Genomic DNA, 19,235 nt, shown 5'->3' with positions numbered 1-19,235 from the left:
TGAATTAATCTATCTAAATACCAATATATTTTGATTAAACAGGTTTAATCTTCGCAGAGTAATATCTTATCCATAACGCAATAAATATCAGAATAATAAAAAAAGCCGATACAGATAGAGTAAGTTCCTTAAAAATAAACCTGCTTATATTTATCCCCGATATTTCCCAGGATAAAAACAATGCTACAGGGCATGTTAAAAAACCTGAGATAAACCCAATAACAATTAAATAGTAAAGTTTTCTTTTGTTTGCTTTTTGAATAGTAGGGTTCAATTTTTTCTGATATCTCCAGTACTTCATGGTGAGGTAAAATAATCCTAACAATGAACTGAGATGCTGTAGAATTTTATATATACTTATCCCCTGCCCGTTGGTAATGGAATGAAAAATGCGGAACTGTAGTAAAGGGATTAGCTCGACAAAAAAACCTTTATCGTGTGTGAATGCATCCCAGACAATATGGGTTACAGCTCCTAAAAATAACGACAACACAAAAATAATTCTGTCTTTATAACCCTGTTTTTCATAACGAACAAAGGATATTGTATACATCATATCGTTGAAGCATGAAAGCCACCGACTTCGATTTCAGATTTAGAACCTTTAATCAAAGTCGGTAACTCGTTTCTTTTAAATTGAAGTGTCAGACTGAGCTAAGACATTATATTTTTTCAATATCTCTTTAACTCTATCTTTAGGAATAGAAAACGAAGTATTACCATTTCTCCCAACCATTTTTTTGGCGGCGATCATAGCATTAATTATTGCTTCTTCTGTTGCACTTATTGTGGCCTCATACAAAGGATCTAGTTTGTCATTTGACAGTATTTTTATTGTTTTTACATCCTTTCTAGAGAATGCATCACTATTTGCGGTTGAAAATGCAATAAATATCTCACCGCTCGTATTTCTGGCTACCCCACCTACCTTTGCTAGTCCAAGAGATACTCGTTTAGCTATTTTTTCTAATTGGTGAGGAGCTAATGGTGCATCTGTGGCTACCACCGCTATTATGGAACCGGCATCCTTTATTTTTTTCTTGTTTCCATGATATATCGGCTTGAGATCCTGTATTTCTTTACCAACTGGAATCCCAGCAATAATCAAATCATCCCTATCACCAAAGTTGCCTTGAACAAGAACGCCAACAGTATATCCGCCATCTTTTTTATCTAGAATTCTTGATGAAGTACCTGTGCCTCCCTTAAATTTGAAAAGGTTCATTCCCGTTCCGCCGCCGACATTACCCTCTTCTATCGCTCCTGATTTTGCACTATTCAACGCATGATATACGTGTTCTTTCTTTACATGCATACCGTTTATATCATTTAATATTCCATCCCACGTTTCTGCAACCACAGGTAATAACCAAAATAAATCATCTTTTAGTGGTGATGTTAGATTATTATCAAACATCCAGCTAATTGTTGAGTCTCTAACAACACCAACACTATGGGTGTTGGTTATTAAGATTGGCGTTTCTAAGAAACCACTTTCTTTGACCCATTGATTGCCTGTCATATCTCCATTTCCATTTAAAGAGAATGTACTAGAAAATACCGGGCTAAATTTCTTTCCTCTTGGCAATATAGCTGTTACGCCTGTTCTTATTGGGCCTTTTCCAACCTCTAGCTTTCCATCGCCTTCTATTATGGTTGAATAGCCAACTTCTACACCATTAACATCTGTAATCGCATTATGTTTCCCGGTTACTCCAGAGAAAGGAATGCCTAAATCCCTTGCTCTAATCTCATCGGCTAAAGAATTAGAAGCTATCACTGACGATAGAGATAAAATTATAATATTTAATATTTTCATAACTACTCCTTGTTATACCAAATTAACTCGAAGGTTTAAGATTCAGAACACGAAGATCCAATACGAAAGGGATTCTTTTTTGACCAATCGATATACCCTTTTGCACTACTACATAATTATATTATTCAGGTTCACAATTTATTGTGATATTCCGCTGATATTTAGCAGGGAGTAAGTTCATGATTGGATGCTTCACGCAGTTGAGTTTCTCGTCTTGGATAAGCACCATCGCTTGTGGAGCTCTTCAAGAACGCCGTTTTCGCTGTTCGGAATTATTATTTCTCGCATTATCTCTATACCCTATGGATTTCAAGATGACGGGTATAAACGCTCACCTATCAAGTGAGCGTTAAATTTTGCGTCAATTATAAATTTCTATAACGGCACATTGTCACCCTTCTATTCGTCCCTCACCTTAGCCAATGTGATGCAATGCTTCCCCAACGGCGTCAAAAAGACGATCCAAATCGACTCGTTCAGCATTGAATATAGGCCCGAATTGTAGCGTATCACCGCTAAAGCGTACGTAAAAACCTGCTTTCCAAAGCGCCATGCTGGCATCAAAAGGACGTATAGCGGCATCACCGTCACGGGCAGCCAACTCGATTGCCCCTATCAAGCCACAGTTGCGGATGTCAGTCACATTTGGACAGTTTCTGAGAGCATGAAGGGCCGTTTCGAAATGAGGGGCAAGTTCAGCAGAGCGTTGGATAAGATGCTCTTTATCCAACAGATCTAAAGTTGCTAACCCGGCAGCACAGGCTACGGGATGTGCCGAATAGGTATAACCATGACTAAACTCCACGGAGTGTTCCGGTAGAGGCTGGGACATAAAGGCCCCATAAATTTCACTGCTTGCCACTACGCCTCCCAGAGGAATGGCGCCATTGGTAATTTGTTTGGCAAAGTTAAGCAGATCTGGTGTCACACCAAAATATTCAGCGCCAGTCCAGCGTCCCATGCGACCAAAACCAGTAATAACTTCATCAAAAATCAACAAAATATTATGTTGATCACAAATTTCACGCAGACGCTGTAGATACCCTTTGGGCGGAATAATCGCACCGGCGGAACCGGACACAGGCTCGACAATAACTGCCGCAATATTGGAGGCATCATGCAGTTCGATCAACTTGAGCATCTCGTTGGCCAATTCCACGCCACCGGTTTCCGCCATACCCGGAGTAAACGCCATACCGCTCTGCAATGTATGGGGTAAGTGATCTACATCCATTAACTGTCCGAACATTTTGCGGTTGTTACCAATCCCCCCCAAACTGGTACCCGCAATATTGACACCGTGATAACCACGTGCACGGCCAATCAGTTTAGTTTTCTCGGGTTGGCCTTTTACTCGCCAGTAAGCTCGTGCCATTTTGACCGCGGTATCTACAGATTCAGAACCTGAGCTGGTGAAAAAGACGTGGTTGAGATCACCGGGTGTTAAATTGGCAATCTTTTCTGCCAGTTGAAACGACAAGGGATGACCGAACTGAAAGCCTGGTGAGTAATCGAGTGTGCTCAATTGAGTAGTGACAGCTTGCTGAATTTCTATCCGGCTATGGCCTGCTCCACAGGTCCAAAGACCGGACAGACTGTCATAAATTTGGCGCCCTTTATCGTCCTTTAGCCATTGCCCTTCGGCAGCAACAATAAAGCGGGGATCGCGTTGGAAATTTCGGTTGGCACTGAATGGCATCCAGTGAGATTGCAGGTTTAACGATTCAGAAAAACGAGTTTCAGACATAGCTAACTTCCTCTCACAAAAGTAAAATTTGAGTTTAGTTCAACCCTCCTATTTTCGCCAACGATAAATAACTAATAGTTTCTTCTAAGTTACCTTGGAAATTGTTATTGCGAAAACGTATCAGATTCTGCTTAAAACAATTGTGTTACGTTTATTGCGATTTTCGTTTATTTCGTTTAATGTGCTAAGTCAAAATGAATGACTAACAGGTGCAACATGATTACTTCCACTTTCTCTGATGTAAATCTTCCGGCTAAACGCGAAAGTGAAATAGCTGGAAAGGGGCTGCGTGAACTTTCAGCGTTCCTTTCAACAAAACTTGAAACTCAGCAGATTTCAATTATGAGTGATGATCATAAATCTCATCAAATTGAAGTGCCTACATCTGCGCTTACTATGCTAGTGCAAATCTTGAGTGAACTCGCTTCAGGTAATGCAGTGCAAATTGTTCCTGTTCATGCCGAGCTAACCACTCAAGAAGCCGCAAACATATTGAATGTATCGCGGCCTCATATGGTTAAACTTCTGGAAGATGGTTGTCTTCCTTTCCATAAAACAGGCCGACATCGGCGTATTCGTTTTGCTGATCTGATGGAATATAAAAAGCAGCGTAATGCTGAGAGTATGGAGGCTATGAAGGCATTAGCTAATCAGGCTCAAGAATTAGGGATCTACTAATGACCCATTCACCGTACCCTGTTTTGCTTGATGCATGTGTGTTGTATCCCGCTAGGTTGCGTGACTTATTAATGCATTTGGGGATAGCCGGTCTATATCAAGCCAAATTTAAACATTGAAGCAATACATCCTGATGAATTTATTTCTGACCTTTTTGATCTTAATCATGCAAAAGCGTTGGCTGCCGTTCAAACACAACGAACAGTCTTAAAGAACCCACCGATGACAAGTGATGAATTTTTGGCAATGTTGCTGAAACTGGGTTTACCTATGACAGTTAAGGCATTAGAAGGATATAAGTTCATGATTTGATACTGTCGGAAAACAGATGTTTTCCGACATTGCAAGTGCTCTTTCGGAATTTATATCGTAATGGTGCCATTGATACAAGTCACAGCACCACCGCCGACAAAAATCTTACCGTCAGAATGGCTGAGCCATACGCTTCCCTGACGGCCAAGTTTTTTTCCTTGTGATGAATGAACGATTTTATCGTCAATCATTGCTACTTTGTGGTGGCGCATAAATGCGGCAACGCTACCATTTCCACTACCGCAAACAGGGTCTTCATTGACACCGCATGATGGGGCGAAAGAGCGTACTTCAATATCAGCTTCTACCTCCTCACAATAGGCACCATAGAGACAAACTCCGGTGACGTTTATTTGCGTGTCATGCTCGCACAATTTGGCATAATCAGGTTCCGCTGCCAGCACGGCTTCTGCTCCCGTAGTATGAGCGACAATCCAGCGAGCTCCCACGTCAATAAGTGCCGGTGTTAACGCGCGATCTAATGGGCAACTCAGAATGCTTTCGAGGCGATCTATCTGTTCGGCACTAAGCAATGTGATGGCGGGTTCCGGCAGTTCGAAGGTGATTGATTGCTGACCACTTTCCATTTCAGTAATGTTCAATGTAATCAGCCCTGCTCCACATTCTTGCACAATACGCCCTTCTCTCGCCTGAATTAATCCGGCTTCAAGCAGAGCATGTGCGGTACCGATCGTGGGATGACCGGCAAAAGGAAGTTCACTACCGGGTGTGAAAATCCGTACACGGTAATCTGCTAGAGGGTTTTCTACGGGAAGAACAAAAGTGGTCTCGGAAAGATTGGTCCAGTTAGCAATAGCCTGCATCTGTATTGGTGTGAGTCCTTTGGCATCCATGACAATGGCAACGGGATTTCCTTTAAAAGGCCGGTGAGTGAATACATCAACCTGCTTAAATGGTACGAGAGACATAAAATTTCCTTTTTATGGTAGCAAAAGTGGTTGGTAGTTTATAATAAAAGAATAACTTAGGAAAAAGATATAGGCCATTAAATAAATCCTAATTATTTTCTGATTTGTCATAAAATTAATATTTTATCTTTATATAAATAATAATCTGTTTTATTGTTGATATGTGAATATGTATTTCTCAACAATTAAATAGGTATTATAAGATGGCTGAAATAAAATTAAAAAATGGTAAAATTATTTCTCTTAATGAAGCAGAGAGAGTACGTTCTCGTGAGGCGAAGGGCGGATATTTGTATATGATTAATAATATAGTTTATAAGCCAATGAATCTAGGCAGTTCTGTTGAACATTGTTTTAGAAATGCTGATGTTAATTATGGATTGCCAAACGTATACTTAGATGTTTTTGATGCTACATTTTCATTTCAAACTGCCAATGGTATGACTCGTAGTGAGGAAACCACTTTTATTAAGATGAAACGGATTGATATGAGTAATAATCGTTTCTTTCAAATTTCTCATGGTGGGGAGGCGAATCTTAGGAACTTTATTAATATAGAGAGTGATAAAGAAAGGTTAAAAAGAATTTTACGAGCTTTATGTGCAGCCCGGGAATCAAAATTAAGAGATCCTCAAGGTTTTTATTTGTCAAGAGGCTCTGATCCGATATTGTTCTGTGATATTCATTGTGGTTCAACACCTCCCCCAGAAATTGAAGGATTGATTGAACATACCAAACGTAGGATGGAAGCGCTTTTTGGTAATTAGGCTCATCTTCACCGTCCAGAATTTTCACATCACTTTACATATGTATGTATATACATATAATTAACATTACCTTATAATGATAAGCGTAATCCAGTAACAAATGTTACTTGTTGAGTTATATAACGATTTTATTGAATTTAACTTAGATGAGAATGACATGATGACAGTATCTTGCAAGCCCAATCTTCAACTTGTCTACGTATCTGATATCGAGCGTTCGACAGCCTTCTACGAAACACTTTTCAATATTAAGCCCGTGTTTTCGAGTCCTCGTTATGTGGCATTTGCCGCCGATGGTGAAGCACTATTCGCTATTTGGTCAGGCGGAACAACGCCAGATACTTCTATTCCACGGTTTTCTGAGATCGGTATTATGTTGCCATCTGGCGAAGATGTAGATCGTTTATTTGAGGAATGGCGAAAGAAACCCGATATTAAGATTGTGAAGGAACCTCACACTGAGGTCTTTGGTCGTACTTTCCTGATTGAAGATCCCGATGGTCATATTATTCGGGTATGTCCTTTGGATTAGGGAGGTCGCTATCATGATTTCTTAAAATAACGACTAGAGGACTTCGTTTGTGAAGTCCTCTGAAAGGTAGTCATTTAATAGTGGTAGCGGCACTGTACAATAATGATTGCATCATCTGTTACCTTGTAAACTAAACGATGCTCTCGATTAATACGTCTAGACCAATAACCCGACCAATTATGTTTTAAAGGTTCTGGGTCCCCTAACCCATTGAAGGATTGCCTTTTAATGTCTTTGATGAGTGTATTAACACGCTTTAGGACTTTTTTATCGGTTTGTTGCCAATAAAGATAGTCCTCCCATGCCATTTCTGCCCAAGATAAAATCATTCTTCCAATAGCCCTTTTTCAATCATTCTTCCTGCTTCCACTTCAGCAATTGCCTGACTTAAACGTGCAGCATTTTTCGGGCTAGCCATTAAATAGACTGTTTCTTCGTAGGCTTGAAAATCTTCCAAACTTAGGACGACTGCTGGTTTTCCATTCTGACGAGTAATTAAAATTGGCTTGTGATCGTCGTTCACTTTATCTAAAGTGCTGGCCAAGTGAGTCCTAAATGCTGAATAGCTTATTGTGTCCATCGTTAATCCTCCTCGCTTCATTGTACCTACTACTGTACCTGTACAAATATAAGTACGCAAGTGTTGCGAAATCAATTCGATGCAATTCCTCGACTGGTCTCGGGTGGAGAGTACATCGCTAATTCTGCGATGATATAAATTGCACTCACCTTTTCAAGGTTTCTTTTGGATAGTTTCACTTAGTTTCTAACCCTGCAACTCTCCCAATTTCTGTTCAATCTGTTGTTGAAAATATTCCGCACGAGTTAATAAAACGGTTATTGTTTTCACATCACACAGCTCGCTTTTTTCAATACGCAGACAGACACGTATTCCTTGCTGATATTGCATCAGCGCAAAAGCGCCTTTCATACGATGGGCGTGACGTACAACTTTTTCATGACATTTCTGGTTTTCTTGTTGTTGCAATTCTGCAATATCTTCCGACATCCCTTGCTGTATTGCGCTGAGTAATTGGCGTTCTACAGCCATATCTTGTTGAGCCAACGCTTGAATCTCATCGAATGTTAACGTTGATTTGTCATTAACTTGCCGGTAATAACGGGTAATTTCTGCCAGCAATTTGCTTTGCACCAACGGCTTAATTAATACACCATTCATTCCCGCTTCCAAACAACGAGCCTGTTCGGTAGAAAATGCGTTCGCAGTGCATCCCAGAATAATAAATGGCGGTAATTGCCGTAATCGTTCATGTTTTCTCAGCAATTGAGCCAGTACGTAACCGTTCATCACCGGCATTTGGCAATCTGTCAGCACGATATCGAAATAGCCCTCTTCTACCAGATTCATGGCCTGTTCACCGCTTTCAGCGAGCGCAATACGATGGCCCGATGACGCTAACTGTAATGACAGTACCTGTAAATTGGCAGGTAGATCATCAACCACTAAAATATTCAAAGATTCATGAAGTTCCATCTCAATATTTTCGGTTTTTTCACTTATCGCCTCCTTTTCAATAACACTACGCGTAAGCGGTAATATCACGGTAACCTGTGCGCCACCACTGGGCGCACCCATGATTTTCAAGCTGCCGCCCATTAATTCAACTAACTGTACAGAGATAGGTAATCCCAACCCCGTACCGGTTTTACCACCATTATTTTGTGTCACCTGTACATAGGGCAGTAAAACCGCCTCATACATGGTTTCTGGAATACCGCAACCAGTATCAGCAACCACCAGCGTAATTTCATCTTGGTGGCTCTCTGGAATAGACTGATAGCAGGCGCTGATCTGTACACCACCCTGTTCGGTAAATTTAATAGCATTGCCCAACAGGTTATTGATGACTTGGGTTACGCGTGTTGCGTCGAGGAGGTGGTAATATTCAGACGGTAAATCAAACTGATAGGTGAAAAATAATTCTTTTTCCTTTGCCCGATGGCTAAAAGTTGCCACGCAATTTTCCAGAATCGTCTGCAATGATTCCGGCTTGAGATTCAGCACCATCCGCCCTGATTCTATTTTGGAGAAATCCAGCACATCACCGATGATTCCTTGCAAGGATATGGCAGCCTGCCAGGCGATATGTAATGGCGTGGATGGCTGAGTTTGCTTTTTTACCTCCAGATCAAGAATACCGATAATGGCTTGTAGCGGAGTGCGGATCTCATGGCTCATGTGGGCTAGAAAATCTGATTTCTCAAGGCTGGCGAGTTCCGCCTTATCACGTTCCTGGCGTAGTTCTTGCGCCAACAATTTACGTTCGGTCACATCAAACCAGCCACCAATGATTCCCTGAACAACGCCTTCGGTATTGCTATAACTTTCGAGCCACAAATAAACGTCTTTATCCTGTCCTTGAATAACAATGTTGCGATCAGAAAAATGTACAGGAGCACCTTCCAAACAGCGTAGAAAAATTAGACTGATCTCTTGCTCATCGACCGGTTTTAAAAAGCATAGGGAAAAAAGACTACGGCCAATCACCTCAGATCCAACAGAGCCCATTTCATGCCGGAAATAGAGGTTAGCCGCCGTGATGCACATGGTCGGATCGCAGACAAACATGGGCGTAGGCATGTTATTAAAGAGTGTTTCCCAGTACGCTAGCAAATTTTGTAAGTTGCTTTCTGCGGTCTTACGTCGTCTGATCTGATGAGCAAGATAACTGCCCCAAAAAATTGAACTTAGCGCAATCACAAATAACGCCCCTCCCCACAACTTTACCCAAGGCGAAATGTTATTATTGTCATAGGAAGCGACATTCCCCATAGATAACCATTTCAACCGTAATACCCGCAGTTCATTTGGTGGCAGTGCATCAATGCTTTTATTTAATATGTCCACCAGTTGAGGATAGGCCGGTATGATGGCGTATTGTTCCGGTTGCAATGAGCCTTTAAAGGACTGAATAGAAATATTGGCACCATAACGGCTTGCTTGTAGATAATCCGCACTGATCAGGCTATCAAAAGTGGCATCTGCCGCCCCGGCCAGCACCATATCGATACCTTGTGTCACGCTGTCAACTTCCACGACGAAAATCTCTGGATACTGCTTCAATAGCGACGAAAGTGCATGACCACGCTGAATCGCCACCCGATGGTGTTTAAGTTGTTCAAACTCATTGGGGACATTGCGCTCATTGCGGGTGATCATCACCCATTCCACGGTACCATAGGGATGGCTGAAAGAGAGCCAACGGCTACGTTCGGGTGTGTTGATCATAGAGGTCATTTGCGCTTCGCCATTTTCTAACAACTTTTTAATGCCGATTGCGCCATCTGTTGGCATAAAATTAAAGGTGATGCCACTTTTTTCTCCCAGTAGACGCAAAATGTCCACATCCAGCCCAGTGATTTGACCGTTTTTATCCAGAAAGGAATAAGGTGGCGCAGTACGAGTCAGTGCCACATTGACGACAGGATTTTTTTTAATCCAAGCTTTTTCCTGAGCTGAAAAGATTGTAGCGTCATTATTACTGCCCAATGCCAGCCCAGATATCCAACGTTCGTAAACTTTATTTCTGATAGCATGAGGAATGGATGTCAGAATCAGATTTACTGCTTCAACCATGCCATCACCGTTGTGACCGAGAAAGTCATACCGTTCCCCCAACGAGATATCCCGGCGGTAGGTCAACCCGGTAAATGGACGAAAAGCCAGCAAATAGGCAATCTGACTTTGCCCGTCCAGATAGGCATCCATTTCGCCATCCACGACTGCCTGTATCCCTTCCTGCTGATCCTTCGCCACCAAAATGCTATGGTAATGTTTACGTAATTGCTTAATGACATTCGGATCACTGCTTGGTGCCGCCATAATATTCATTTTGGCAAATGGCATATTCACTTGTTCTTTGCGCATAATGAGGGCGAGGGGTTGTACCAGAATCGGGTAAGTGTCATTTGCTTCATTTCCTGATTGTGATGAGGCGGAATTTGATAACAGTTGGATATCTCCACGTTGCAGCGCTTTATAAGCTGATTCCCAGTTGCCAAACAGCCGTACCTCCACCGGTCTTTTCAACACAGTTTCGATCAAGCGCAGATAATCAGCATAAATCCCTTCCAACTTGCCGTCCCAACGATGGATCACCAATGGCGCGCCGATACAGCAGAGAATGCCAACTTTTAATGCTGGAAAACGCGGGGGAAGCACCCTCCCGTATTCTTTAACGGGAAAAGGCAGAAATTCTTGTGATTCTTGAGTGATGTTTGAATAAAACTCCACCGGTAGCCCATTTGCAGGTAGCTTTTGCGCATTGCGGTATTCAAACAGGTTGAGGCTCCAGCCAGATAGCGGTAACAGCAATACCAATATGGCAAACCATCGCCATGCTTTGCACCGGCACTTCATTGCTTACAGCCCCAATCCAATCTGATGCAAATAATTATAAAGCGCTGCTTCGTTATCTAACCCGAGCTTTTTCATTGCGCTAATTTTTTGGGCGCTGATCGTCTGCTTAGTACGGTATAAACGCGCAGCAATATCATTCACACTCAATCCTTGTCCCAACAGTTTAATCACTTCCAACTCTTTGCTGGTTAGCGTTTTTACAACTTCTTCGTCCGGTGATTCGAGAAATTGCTCACTTAGATAGGGTTCATAACGTCCGGTTGTACTGTACAGCCCTTTTACCAGTTCATGGGATAAGCTGTTTTTGTTCAAAATCGCTTTCACTTTGTAGTCAATCAATGAAGCTATTATTTTTCGGTCGCTGATCATTGTAATCACCACAATCGGCAAATTCGGATACTGTTCCCGTATTCGGCTAATCATCCTCAGACCGTCGATCTGGTTATTACCCGGCATAATGAAATCCGTGATCAGCATATCCGCTTCTTTTTCCTCCAGCAGAGAAAAAAGTGAAGTAACATCATGGGCTTCCCCCACAATCTGGTAATTCTCCGGCAATGTTGCCAGTATCGTACGTAGTCCTAATAAAAATACCGGATGATCGTCGGCAATAATGACTCGTCTGGGCATAGGTTATTTCTCCAGATTATTGACTATTTTTTATTTACTATTTATTTCACGTATCGTTCCTTCAATAAAACCGGCATCTTCTCCCACATGGATGATTAAGGCGATAATGATGGGGTTAAATTCGCCTTTACCATCCGCAATCCGAACTTTTAATGTCTGTGGTATTGGCGAGACTGAATTTTTAAGCTGTTCGATTTTATGCCGATCTTCCTGATGTACCCAAGACATCAATTGCGACCAGGAGACGGGTGCTTTTCCGCACCGCATCCAGGCAGCACCATTATGATGCCAGTACAAATGTCCGTCGGCGCTTAACCGAAAGCAATTAACCTGTTCTTGATCCAGCATCGCTCTCATTAACAGAAAATGCGCTTTACGCCGATGTAATGCGTTGATTATGTTAGATAAATAGCTACAGCATAACAACGCGGGTAAAGTGAACGCTGTACTGTACCAAGCGGCTATCTGCACATTTTGTTGAAGATTGGTTAACGGGGATGAGAATGGACCAAGACCAAAAATGGTGGCACTCACGATCCCCACCGTACATAGGGATAAAAAGCTGCTTAATACCAGCAGATTACCGCTGAGTGCCAGCAGCATCGGCAAACTGAAGGAAAACAGCAGTGCGATTCCTTGCCAGTGTATTTTCCCGGCTTCCGGTGGTGGACTGATGAACAATACTGTCATGGCAAATAGGGCCACCAGCCATAAGCCATGGATTTTCCAGTTCCCAACCCCATTTTTCTCGTGGGTGATGTAATAGATAACAAACAATGTCAGTGGTAGATAACTCAACACTGAGCCTACGACAATCGGTAATGAAACTGATATGTCGGTAGGATAACCAAATAGATGAAGTATCCATTTCGTGATAAATCGCTCAATGATGCCACTTAACGAACAGAGTACGGTCAGGTTAATGATGTCCCTTGTCCGTTTCGGCGCCCACATGACACCGTAAAAAAACTGCCAGATCAGCGCTGTTGCTACTAGCATGATCATATTGATGCTGGAAAAGGTCAGCGATACATTGACTGGCCTTCCATACCACTGACTGGCAGTCAGCGAAATCAAGGCACCCGTGATTAACCAGACAGGCCAGTACCGTGGTGCCCTGGAGCAAAAAATGCCTTGTAACAAGCCTGCCGGAAACCACACTAGTGATGACAGACTCCACACATCCCGTACCTGTAGGTTTAACAGTGCCAGCGCGAAATTGACCAATGTAAAGATAAACCAGAAGATCACTATCTTTTTCATTTTCATCGGGATCTCATTTCGTAACACTGATGTTACATTGTAAGATAATAATAGCAGAGATAAGCTCTTACTACCCTTAGTTGATAATATTATATAGTTATAATTTCTTTTGGTCTGATCGTAACTGTATTTGACCGTCTATAACATCTATCCAGACATCCTGATTGACTGGCACATCACCTAATAGCAATTGATCTGATAACAACGGCAGGACAAACTGTGTTAACAGGTTGTCAATTTCACGTGCCCCACTTTCCGCGATTCGACACCCTTCAGCGATAAAATCCACCAGCGTATCGCTATAGTGCAATTCACATTGGGTTGATTGACGATAGCGCACGACAACTTTGTTCAATTTATGGCGGACAATGGCATGCAGAACTTCGCCATGTACCGGCAGATAAGGAATAACCTGCAAACGGCCTAAAAATGCTGGCGTAAATATACGTTGCAGCTCTGGCCGGATAATCTCCTGAATATCTTCCAGAGTTGCCGGGCGATTTTCCCCCTGCTCTTTTACTCCGTGCATTGCTGCACGCATTACCAAATCTGATGCCGCATTCGTGGTCAGGATAATCAACGTATTACGAAAGTTAATCTGTTGTCCCTCAGCATCTTCCATCATGCCTTTATCGAACACTTGAAAGAACAACTCCAGCACATCGGGGTGAGCTTTCTCCACTTCATCAAGTAGCACCACGCTGTAAGGTTGACGCCGAACCGCTTCGGTCAATACACCACCTTGTCCATAACCGACGTAGCCGGGAGGAGAACCTTTCAGGCCAGAAACCGAATGAGCTTCCTGATATTCCGACATGTTAATCGTGATCAGATGATGTTCACCGCCATACAACTCATGAGCTAGCGCTAAGGCGGTCTCGGTTTTCCCTACACCCGAAGGCCCTGTAAGCATAAAGACTCCGGTGGGTTTGACCGGATCGGCCAGTTGTGCCTTAGCAATCCGAATTTGACGCGCTATCTGGCTGAGCGCATGATCTTGCCCCATGACCCGTTGGCCGAGGCGGGTTTCTAGCTGACGCAACACATCACGCTCATTTTCTACCATCCGGCCAAGGGGTATTCCTGTCCAACCGGCAATAATATCCGCCACACAGGTAGCATCAACACAATCAAAGACATAAGCGTGCTGATGATGGCGCTGATGCAGTTCTGCACGTAACACAGGTAGCCGTTCATCGTGTTCTTCACAGGCGAGGATGTCATTGACCAACTGACGTTGAGCATGATATTCCGGCAAAATTGCTTCCAGTGATGCTTGCAATTCAGTCTGACGTTGCGCCAATTTCTGTAGCTGAGTTTCATGGCCGCCTTCACGTAACAATGCTTCCTGTTCGCTAGCGATGTTTGTCAGCATGGCACGCAGATCTTCAATCGGCGCTGGTTCGTCAGTCTGTGAAACGGCAACGCGGGCACAGGCGCTGTCCAACAGGCTAACCGATTTATCCGGCAACTGACGTCCGGTGATATAACGGCTGGCTAACGTAACCGCTTCCGTTACCGCTTCTGCGAGTACTTTGACACCATGATGTTTTTCCATCGCGGGTGTCATGGCGCGTAACATGGCGATTGCCAGTTCTAGCGAAGGTTCTTCGACTTTGATCAACTGGAAACGACGTGCTAACGCTGCATCTTTTTCAAAGTACTTCTTATATTCAGACCAGGTGGTTGCCGCAATCGCCCGTAACTCACCCCGTGCCAGCGCGGGCTTCAACAGATTGGCTGCATCATTTTGCCCAGCTTGGCCGCCTGCGCCAATCAGCGTATGCGCTTCATCGATAAACAGAATTACTGGTGTAGGATACCCTTTCACCTCATCCAATAATTTTTGCAGACGGCTTTCAAATTCACCTTTCACGCTGGCGCCCGCTTGTAACAGCCCCATATCCAGCGTAAATAGTTCAGCCTGTGCCAAAACTTTCGGTACACGGCCATCAACAATCCGCTGAGCAAGCCCCTCGATCAGTGCGGTTTTGCCGACACCCGCTTCACCGGTTAACAACGGGTTGTTTTGGCGACGGCGTAACAGCACGTCAATCAACTGACGAATTTCCCGTTCACGCCCTAAAACCGGATCGAGTTTGTTATCACGTGCTGCCTGTGTCAGGTGATGCGTGTATTGTGCCAGCGCAGATTGGGTATTATCTCCGACAGGAGGTGATATAGTTTGTTGCGGTTTCGGATGTGCTTGTGTACGCAACCACTGTTCTATCCCATCAGTGTTACCCTGTAACGCTTGTTGTAGTTCTGAGGTCAGCGAATGGTGCAGTGACGGATTCATGATCAGTGCCACAATCAGCGCCTGAGCGGTAATCTGTGATGCGCCCCAATGGGTACTGGCGTACATCCAAGTCTGTTCCATCCATTCAGTTAGGCTGGTCGCCAGTACCGGCGGACGGTGATTACCACTGCGTAATAGTGTCAGTGATCTCTGGCAGGCATTCAGCAACGTCATGGCATCAATCCCGCCGTGGCGACACACCTGTTCCATCGTCGGAAGCTGTTTTTCAAACAAAGCCAATAGCAGGTGTTCAATTTCCACTTCATGATGGGTGCGCCGTACTGCCAGATTAGCGGCCTCATCAAGGCACTGACGCGCTTCTATCGTTAATTTACTTACGATCTGTTTAAGATAATTACTCACTTTTAGGTTTCCTTAATTCGTTCCAATGGGTGGTGATCTGTGATGGCAAAGTAGAAAGGGTCCCTTTTGCCACTGTTGGTTCACTTAAATTTAATAATTGGCTATCCAGTCGGTTGCGTTGTTCCAACAACGCCGTTTGCTGCTGCTGATGTTGCTGCCATTGCTGATACAGTGTTGAAACAGCTTTGCTTCCGCTGACTTGATAACGCACAGTGATGTTATTGATGCCCAGAGCACTTAATTCATCGCGCCGCTGTGGGAACGTTTGTGCTGCCAGAGTCAGTTCACCGCGGGAAAAAGCGTGCATAAATTGCAGCAAACCATCGGGACCAACGTAACTTTTGCTTAATGTAAAGCGAGGAAAATAGACATCAATTTGGACTTTACCGCATGTTCCTGGGCTCCAATGCAGCGTCATGCTGTCATTGAAATTCATACTTTTAAGCTGCTGTACGCCATCATCACAACTCAACGTCACTGAACTTCCAATTGGCAATACCTTTGCCCCTTGGTTAGCGGTCGCCGGTTGGCTGACAATCGTCACTTCCGCCGATGGTTTCTGTTCTTGTTCCGGTTCCTGTTGTGCTGTCGCCAGTTGTTGCCCGCTTTCCAGTAAGGCGAGTTTCTCTTGCAGGCGACGGCGAATATCCGATGTCGCTGAAAGTAAGTCATTTGGCTGGATGAGGTTATTAATATAGAAAATAAAATCATCGCTAAACGGAAAGAGCACATCTTCCATTTCCTGGCGTTTAATCCCTTCAGGACGAATATCCAACGCATATTCTGCGGTATCCCGTACAAATGCGTTACTGTATTCATACAGACGTGCGTTTAATTCCCGACCATCAAACAGTTCCTGTCTGCTCAATTTTTCCATCGGCCAAATCACTTTGCTTTCCCACTGGGTTTGCAAGCGGCTGGCGGCACTTAAGAAGGCGTAACGTAGTACCAGATGCGCATCACCCTGATAGAGTTGCCATAGGGATTCATTCAACCCGGTTACCTCGGTATTCTGTTTGCTTTCGGCCTCGTGGCGCCACAGGGTGAAACGGTTGAACAATGCGCGCAGACCGCTATCGTCCAGTTCCCCTTTCTCGTTGTTTAACGCATTCTTAACCAACACTTCGGTTTCTATATCACTGAGCAATTCGCGTTGGCTATTTAACTGCACCGCTTGTCGGTAGACGCGATAGCGTGTCAGTACGTTGTCATCTAGCCGTACAGAGATCTGCGGTGAAATACCAAACCATGACATGATGCGCTGGCGTAAAGAGAGGTTCCCTAGCGAGACCCGTTGCATCACGCTACTTTTTTGTGCATAACCATGCAGTTGCCATAAACGATGTTGTGTCTGTAACCAAGGCTGCTGCTCCGCCGGCTCTATCGTGGCTAAATCACGTTCTAACTGTGTCATAAAGGTGATATAGGGGCTGTCATATTGACTCGTTGCTAATATCAACGCCTGCCAGTTTTTCTTGCCTCGTACTAACGTTTCTCCTTGCGGCATGATCTGGGCGAATGCTAACCACTCTGATTGGCGCTGACTTTGATACTGTTGATAAAATGAACGCTGTAAAGGAGTAAAAAATTCCGGTCTGTTAAGGGCTTGTGCCAATTCGCCCAAGGTTGCCTGAATATCTTGTTCACCGGCTTGAGTATAGACACCACGGATACGAGCGTTAATGGTGGCGGCATCTTCTCTGGTTAGCGGCCAGAAATCAGCCAGTGTCAGGGAATGCGTTCCAGCCGGTTGTTCGTCAGCTAATAGCCACTGCCAGTTATTGCTATCTTCCAGTAATGTCTGCAATACATTTCGCCATTGTTCAAATTCTTGCTGTGCATTGCCTTGGCGATATTGCGCCAGACGAAGTGCGACGCGTTGTTCCGCTGATAAAGGATCGTTTTCACCACTTAATAGTGAAGCTGAATAAGCAGGCATACGCTGTAAAGTTTCTAGCGTAGCGCCATGCGCCATTGCCTGTTCAATGTTAATAAAACGTGCCCAGTGTAAAGCCAACAGCTGTTTTTGTGGTGCTTCCGCGTTACGGAAACGTGTTAGCAAATGTGTTGCTAACGATGCCGGGTCGAATGCATTAACAGGAGCTTGTTGCTGGTATTGCTGCGCCATCCTTTGTTCCATTGTATGGATGACCGGATAGAAAAGCAGAGATGGCAAGGTTTCCTGTGACCAATACTCAACTTGTCGATAGCGCAAGTAACTCCGCTCAAGGAGGTTTACCTTATGGATATTCTCAAGCTGCATAACGCCACGCCAGGTCGTCATCAATGCACTGCCGGCACTGTACACCAGCATCAAACCCAGTAGGCTAACGAATACGCGTTTGGTCAATGTCCGCCAGCCGGTCAGCAATACGCTATTACTACGTTGATCTTGGCTATGTTGAACTTGGTCAGGCAGATATTCTCCCAACAAACGGTGGCTGAAAATGCCAGCAGTTTGATGCTCGGCGGTAAAAAACAGGCCACGCAACAGACCATGCTCCAGATAATGGTCTTGGTCGAACAGTGCATTCAAGTAACAACCCAGTGCAGGTTGCAGTTGAGCTACCGTTTCTGGTAACGCTAAGATTTCCGCATTGGGTTGCTGCCGTTGTTGATTGAGTAACTTAAGGCGCATCATTTTCAACGTGTTGACAATGGTGTTCATGCTCTTGTCCAGCACGTCGGTGACATTACCCACCGTGTGGTGCTCGATAAAATCGCCTAGCAATTCAGTATGTTGTTCTATTGACAGTTGGGTGCACCAATGGTCAAACCCCGGTAATGTTTCGCTGTGGGTAAGGATCAACCAGATGGGTAAGCGGCGTTCCAGACGTATCTGCAATGGTTCCAACTGAGCACGTACCTGACGTGCGGCGATATAGAGCGCTCGATTGTCGCTGTTTAGCAACTGTTCCACCGATAAGCAAACGAGTACACCAGCAGGTTTTCGGACCTGGGCGATCCAGCTTATTAGACGCAACCAGGCTTGCCGGTACAAGGATTGACCTTCGGTATAACGACCGGAAACGACCATGTACATTGCTCGGCGGAAAAACCACCAGCGGCAAGTAAAGGTGTTTTCTGTCAGCGACGGTAGATTTTTCCCCGTCATGGGCGCCACATTGCAGTGCGTTAACAGCTTCTGTTTACCATTGCCGCGTTCGCCTACCACCAGAAACCACGGTGGAACGTGGCCGTTACGGTGTAACAATGAACGGAATCGACGCCAGCTTTGTAAATATCCTCCTTGCCACCAGTGTTGATAGAGTAAATATTCCAGCCGGTTATTTCCTTTCCGCCAGAATTTATTTATCCAGCGTAGTTTATTCATTATTTCCGGCATGAATACCATTGCCCCACGCAGCAATAATAACAACAGCAATAGGCAAATAAATAGTAACAGGCCACCTATTGTCGGCCATGAAAATGCCACCGCAATAGTTAAACTGAGTAATAAAAGGATAACCATCACGCTAAGCCAGCCAATGGCATAAAATAATTTTTTCATGTTT

General features: G+C 44.1%; 14 protein-coding genes. 3 read left to right on the top strand and 11 right to left on the bottom strand.

Annotated features, from left to right (window positions below; translation table 11 throughout):
- Window positions 1-34: 34 nt before the first annotated feature.
- The 3 genes from AAC155_RS00135 to AAC155_RS00125 all read right to left on the bottom strand — a co-directional run bounded on the left by AAC155_RS00135 (window position 35) and on the right by AAC155_RS00125 (window position 3,566).
- Window positions 35-553: a DUF4184 family protein gene (locus tag AAC155_RS00135; protein ID WP_229015697.1), complete on the bottom strand. Its 519-nt coding sequence runs from the start codon at window positions 551-553 to the stop codon at window positions 35-37.
- A 78-nt stretch (window positions 554-631) separates the two neighbouring features.
- Window positions 632-1,819, bottom strand: a complete 1,188-nt coding sequence (locus AAC155_RS00130) for a DmpA family aminopeptidase (RefSeq protein ID WP_113040553.1) — start codon at window positions 1,817-1,819, stop codon at window positions 632-634.
- Window positions 1,820-2,234: 415 nt separating this feature from the next.
- Window positions 2,235-3,566: an aspartate aminotransferase family protein gene (locus tag AAC155_RS00125; protein ID WP_113040552.1), complete on the bottom strand. Its 1,332-nt coding sequence runs from the start codon at window positions 3,564-3,566 to the stop codon at window positions 2,235-2,237.
- A 216-nt stretch (window positions 3,567-3,782) separates the two neighbouring features.
- Between AAC155_RS00125 and AAC155_RS00120 the strand changes: the two genes are divergently transcribed.
- On the top strand, window positions 3,783-4,244 hold the full coding sequence (locus AAC155_RS00120) for a helix-turn-helix domain-containing protein (protein ID WP_113040551.1): 462 nt from the start codon (window positions 3,783-3,785) through the stop codon (window positions 4,242-4,244).
- A 362-nt stretch (window positions 4,245-4,606) separates the two neighbouring features.
- On the opposite strand, the gene AAC155_RS00115 is transcribed toward AAC155_RS00120, so the two are convergent.
- Window positions 4,607-5,485 carry a PhzF family phenazine biosynthesis protein gene (locus tag AAC155_RS00115; protein ID WP_113040550.1) on the bottom strand — a complete coding sequence of 293 codons (879 nt, stop codon included), beginning with the start codon at window positions 5,483-5,485 and terminating at the stop codon, window positions 4,607-4,609.
- Between the two features lie 203 nt (window positions 5,486-5,688).
- Here AAC155_RS00115 and AAC155_RS00110 point away from each other — a divergent pair, with 203 nt between their 5' ends.
- Window positions 5,689-6,252: a hypothetical protein gene (locus AAC155_RS00110; protein ID WP_113040549.1), complete on the top strand. Its 564-nt coding sequence runs from the start codon at window positions 5,689-5,691 to the stop codon at window positions 6,250-6,252.
- A 157-nt stretch (window positions 6,253-6,409) separates the two neighbouring features.
- Complete coding sequence (locus AAC155_RS00105) at window positions 6,410-6,784, top strand: VOC family protein (protein WP_113040778.1); 375 nt, start codon at window positions 6,410-6,412, stop codon at window positions 6,782-6,784.
- 74 nt (window positions 6,785-6,858) lie between these two features.
- Here the strand turns inward: AAC155_RS00105 and AAC155_RS00100 are convergent, their stop codons facing one another.
- The 7 genes from AAC155_RS00100 to AAC155_RS00070 all read right to left on the bottom strand — a co-directional run bounded on the left by AAC155_RS00100 (window position 6,859) and on the right by AAC155_RS00070 (window position 19,231).
- Entirely contained in the window at window positions 6,859-7,113 is a 255-nt protein-coding gene (locus tag AAC155_RS00100) for a Txe/YoeB family addiction module toxin (RefSeq protein WP_113040548.1), read from the bottom strand.
- Complete coding sequence (locus AAC155_RS00095; RefSeq protein WP_113040547.1) at window positions 7,110-7,364, bottom strand: type II toxin-antitoxin system Phd/YefM family antitoxin; 255 nt, start codon at window positions 7,362-7,364, stop codon at window positions 7,110-7,112. The genes AAC155_RS00100 and AAC155_RS00095 overlap by 4 nt, the downstream gene beginning before the upstream one ends.
- Window positions 7,365-7,550: 186 nt before the next feature.
- Window positions 7,551-11,165, bottom strand: coding sequence for a transporter substrate-binding domain-containing protein (locus tag AAC155_RS00090; RefSeq protein ID WP_113040546.1), 3,615 nt, complete (start codon window positions 11,163-11,165; stop codon window positions 7,551-7,553).
- Window positions 11,166-11,168: 3 nt separating this feature from the next.
- Window positions 11,169-11,795 carry a response regulator transcription factor gene (locus AAC155_RS00085; RefSeq protein ID WP_113040545.1) on the bottom strand — a complete coding sequence of 209 codons (627 nt, stop codon included), beginning with the start codon at window positions 11,793-11,795 and terminating at the stop codon, window positions 11,169-11,171.
- 30 nt (window positions 11,796-11,825) lie between these two features.
- Window positions 11,826-13,064, bottom strand: coding sequence for a hypothetical protein (locus tag AAC155_RS00080; RefSeq protein ID WP_223121347.1), 1,239 nt, complete (start codon window positions 13,062-13,064; stop codon window positions 11,826-11,828).
- A 91-nt stretch (window positions 13,065-13,155) separates the two neighbouring features.
- Window positions 13,156-15,720: a type VI secretion system ATPase TssH gene (gene tssH / locus AAC155_RS00075; RefSeq protein WP_113040543.1), complete on the bottom strand. Its 2,565-nt coding sequence runs from the start codon at window positions 15,718-15,720 to the stop codon at window positions 13,156-13,158.
- Window positions 15,713-19,231, bottom strand: a complete 3,519-nt coding sequence (locus tag AAC155_RS00070; RefSeq protein ID WP_113040542.1) for a type VI secretion protein IcmF/TssM N-terminal domain-containing protein — start codon at window positions 19,229-19,231, stop codon at window positions 15,713-15,715. Before AAC155_RS00070 ends, tssH begins: the two co-directional genes overlap by 8 nt.
- Window positions 19,232-19,235: the final 4 nt, after the last annotated feature.

Source organism: Photorhabdus sp. HUG-39 (assembly GCF_963878365.1).
Lineage (GTDB): Bacteria > Pseudomonadota > Gammaproteobacteria > Enterobacterales > Enterobacteriaceae > Photorhabdus > Photorhabdus kayaii.
This window is presented reverse-complemented; position numbering and strand designations above follow the sequence as displayed.

Excerpts from the sequence above, each read along its gene's own strand:
- AAC155_RS00080 (WP_223121347.1), bottom strand. The coding sequence starts at position 13,064 with ATGAAAATGAAAAAGATAGTGATCTTCTGGTTTATCTTTACATTGGTC.
- AAC155_RS00110 (WP_113040549.1), top strand. The coding sequence starts at position 5,689 with ATGGCTGAAATAAAATTAAAAAATGGTAAAATTATTTCTCTTAATGAA.
- AAC155_RS00100 (WP_113040548.1), bottom strand. The coding sequence starts at position 7,113 with ATGATTTTATCTTGGGCAGAAATGGCATGGGAGGACTATCTTTATTGG.
- AAC155_RS00085 (WP_113040545.1), bottom strand. The coding sequence starts at position 11,795 with ATGCCCAGACGAGTCATTATTGCCGACGATCATCCGGTATTTTTATTA.
- AAC155_RS00115 (WP_113040550.1), bottom strand. The coding sequence starts at position 5,485 with ATGTCTCTCGTACCATTTAAGCAGGTTGATGTATTCACTCACCGGCCT.
- AAC155_RS00125 (WP_113040552.1), bottom strand. The coding sequence starts at position 3,566 with ATGTCTGAAACTCGTTTTTCTGAATCGTTAAACCTGCAATCTCACTGG.
- AAC155_RS00090 (WP_113040546.1), bottom strand. The coding sequence starts at position 11,165 with ATGAAGTGCCGGTGCAAAGCATGGCGATGGTTTGCCATATTGGTATTG.
- AAC155_RS00095 (WP_113040547.1), bottom strand. The coding sequence starts at position 7,364 with ATGGACACAATAAGCTATTCAGCATTTAGGACTCACTTGGCCAGCACT.
- AAC155_RS00070 (WP_113040542.1), bottom strand. The coding sequence starts at position 19,231 with ATGAAAAAATTATTTTATGCCATTGGCTGGCTTAGCGTGATGGTTATC.
- AAC155_RS00130 (WP_113040553.1), bottom strand. The coding sequence starts at position 1,819 with ATGAAAATATTAAATATTATAATTTTATCTCTATCGTCAGTGATAGCT.
- AAC155_RS00120 (WP_113040551.1), top strand. The coding sequence starts at position 3,783 with ATGATTACTTCCACTTTCTCTGATGTAAATCTTCCGGCTAAACGCGAA.
- AAC155_RS00135 (WP_229015697.1), bottom strand. The coding sequence starts at position 553 with ATGTATACAATATCCTTTGTTCGTTATGAAAAACAGGGTTATAAAGAC.
- AAC155_RS00105 (WP_113040778.1), top strand. The coding sequence starts at position 6,410 with ATGATGACAGTATCTTGCAAGCCCAATCTTCAACTTGTCTACGTATCT.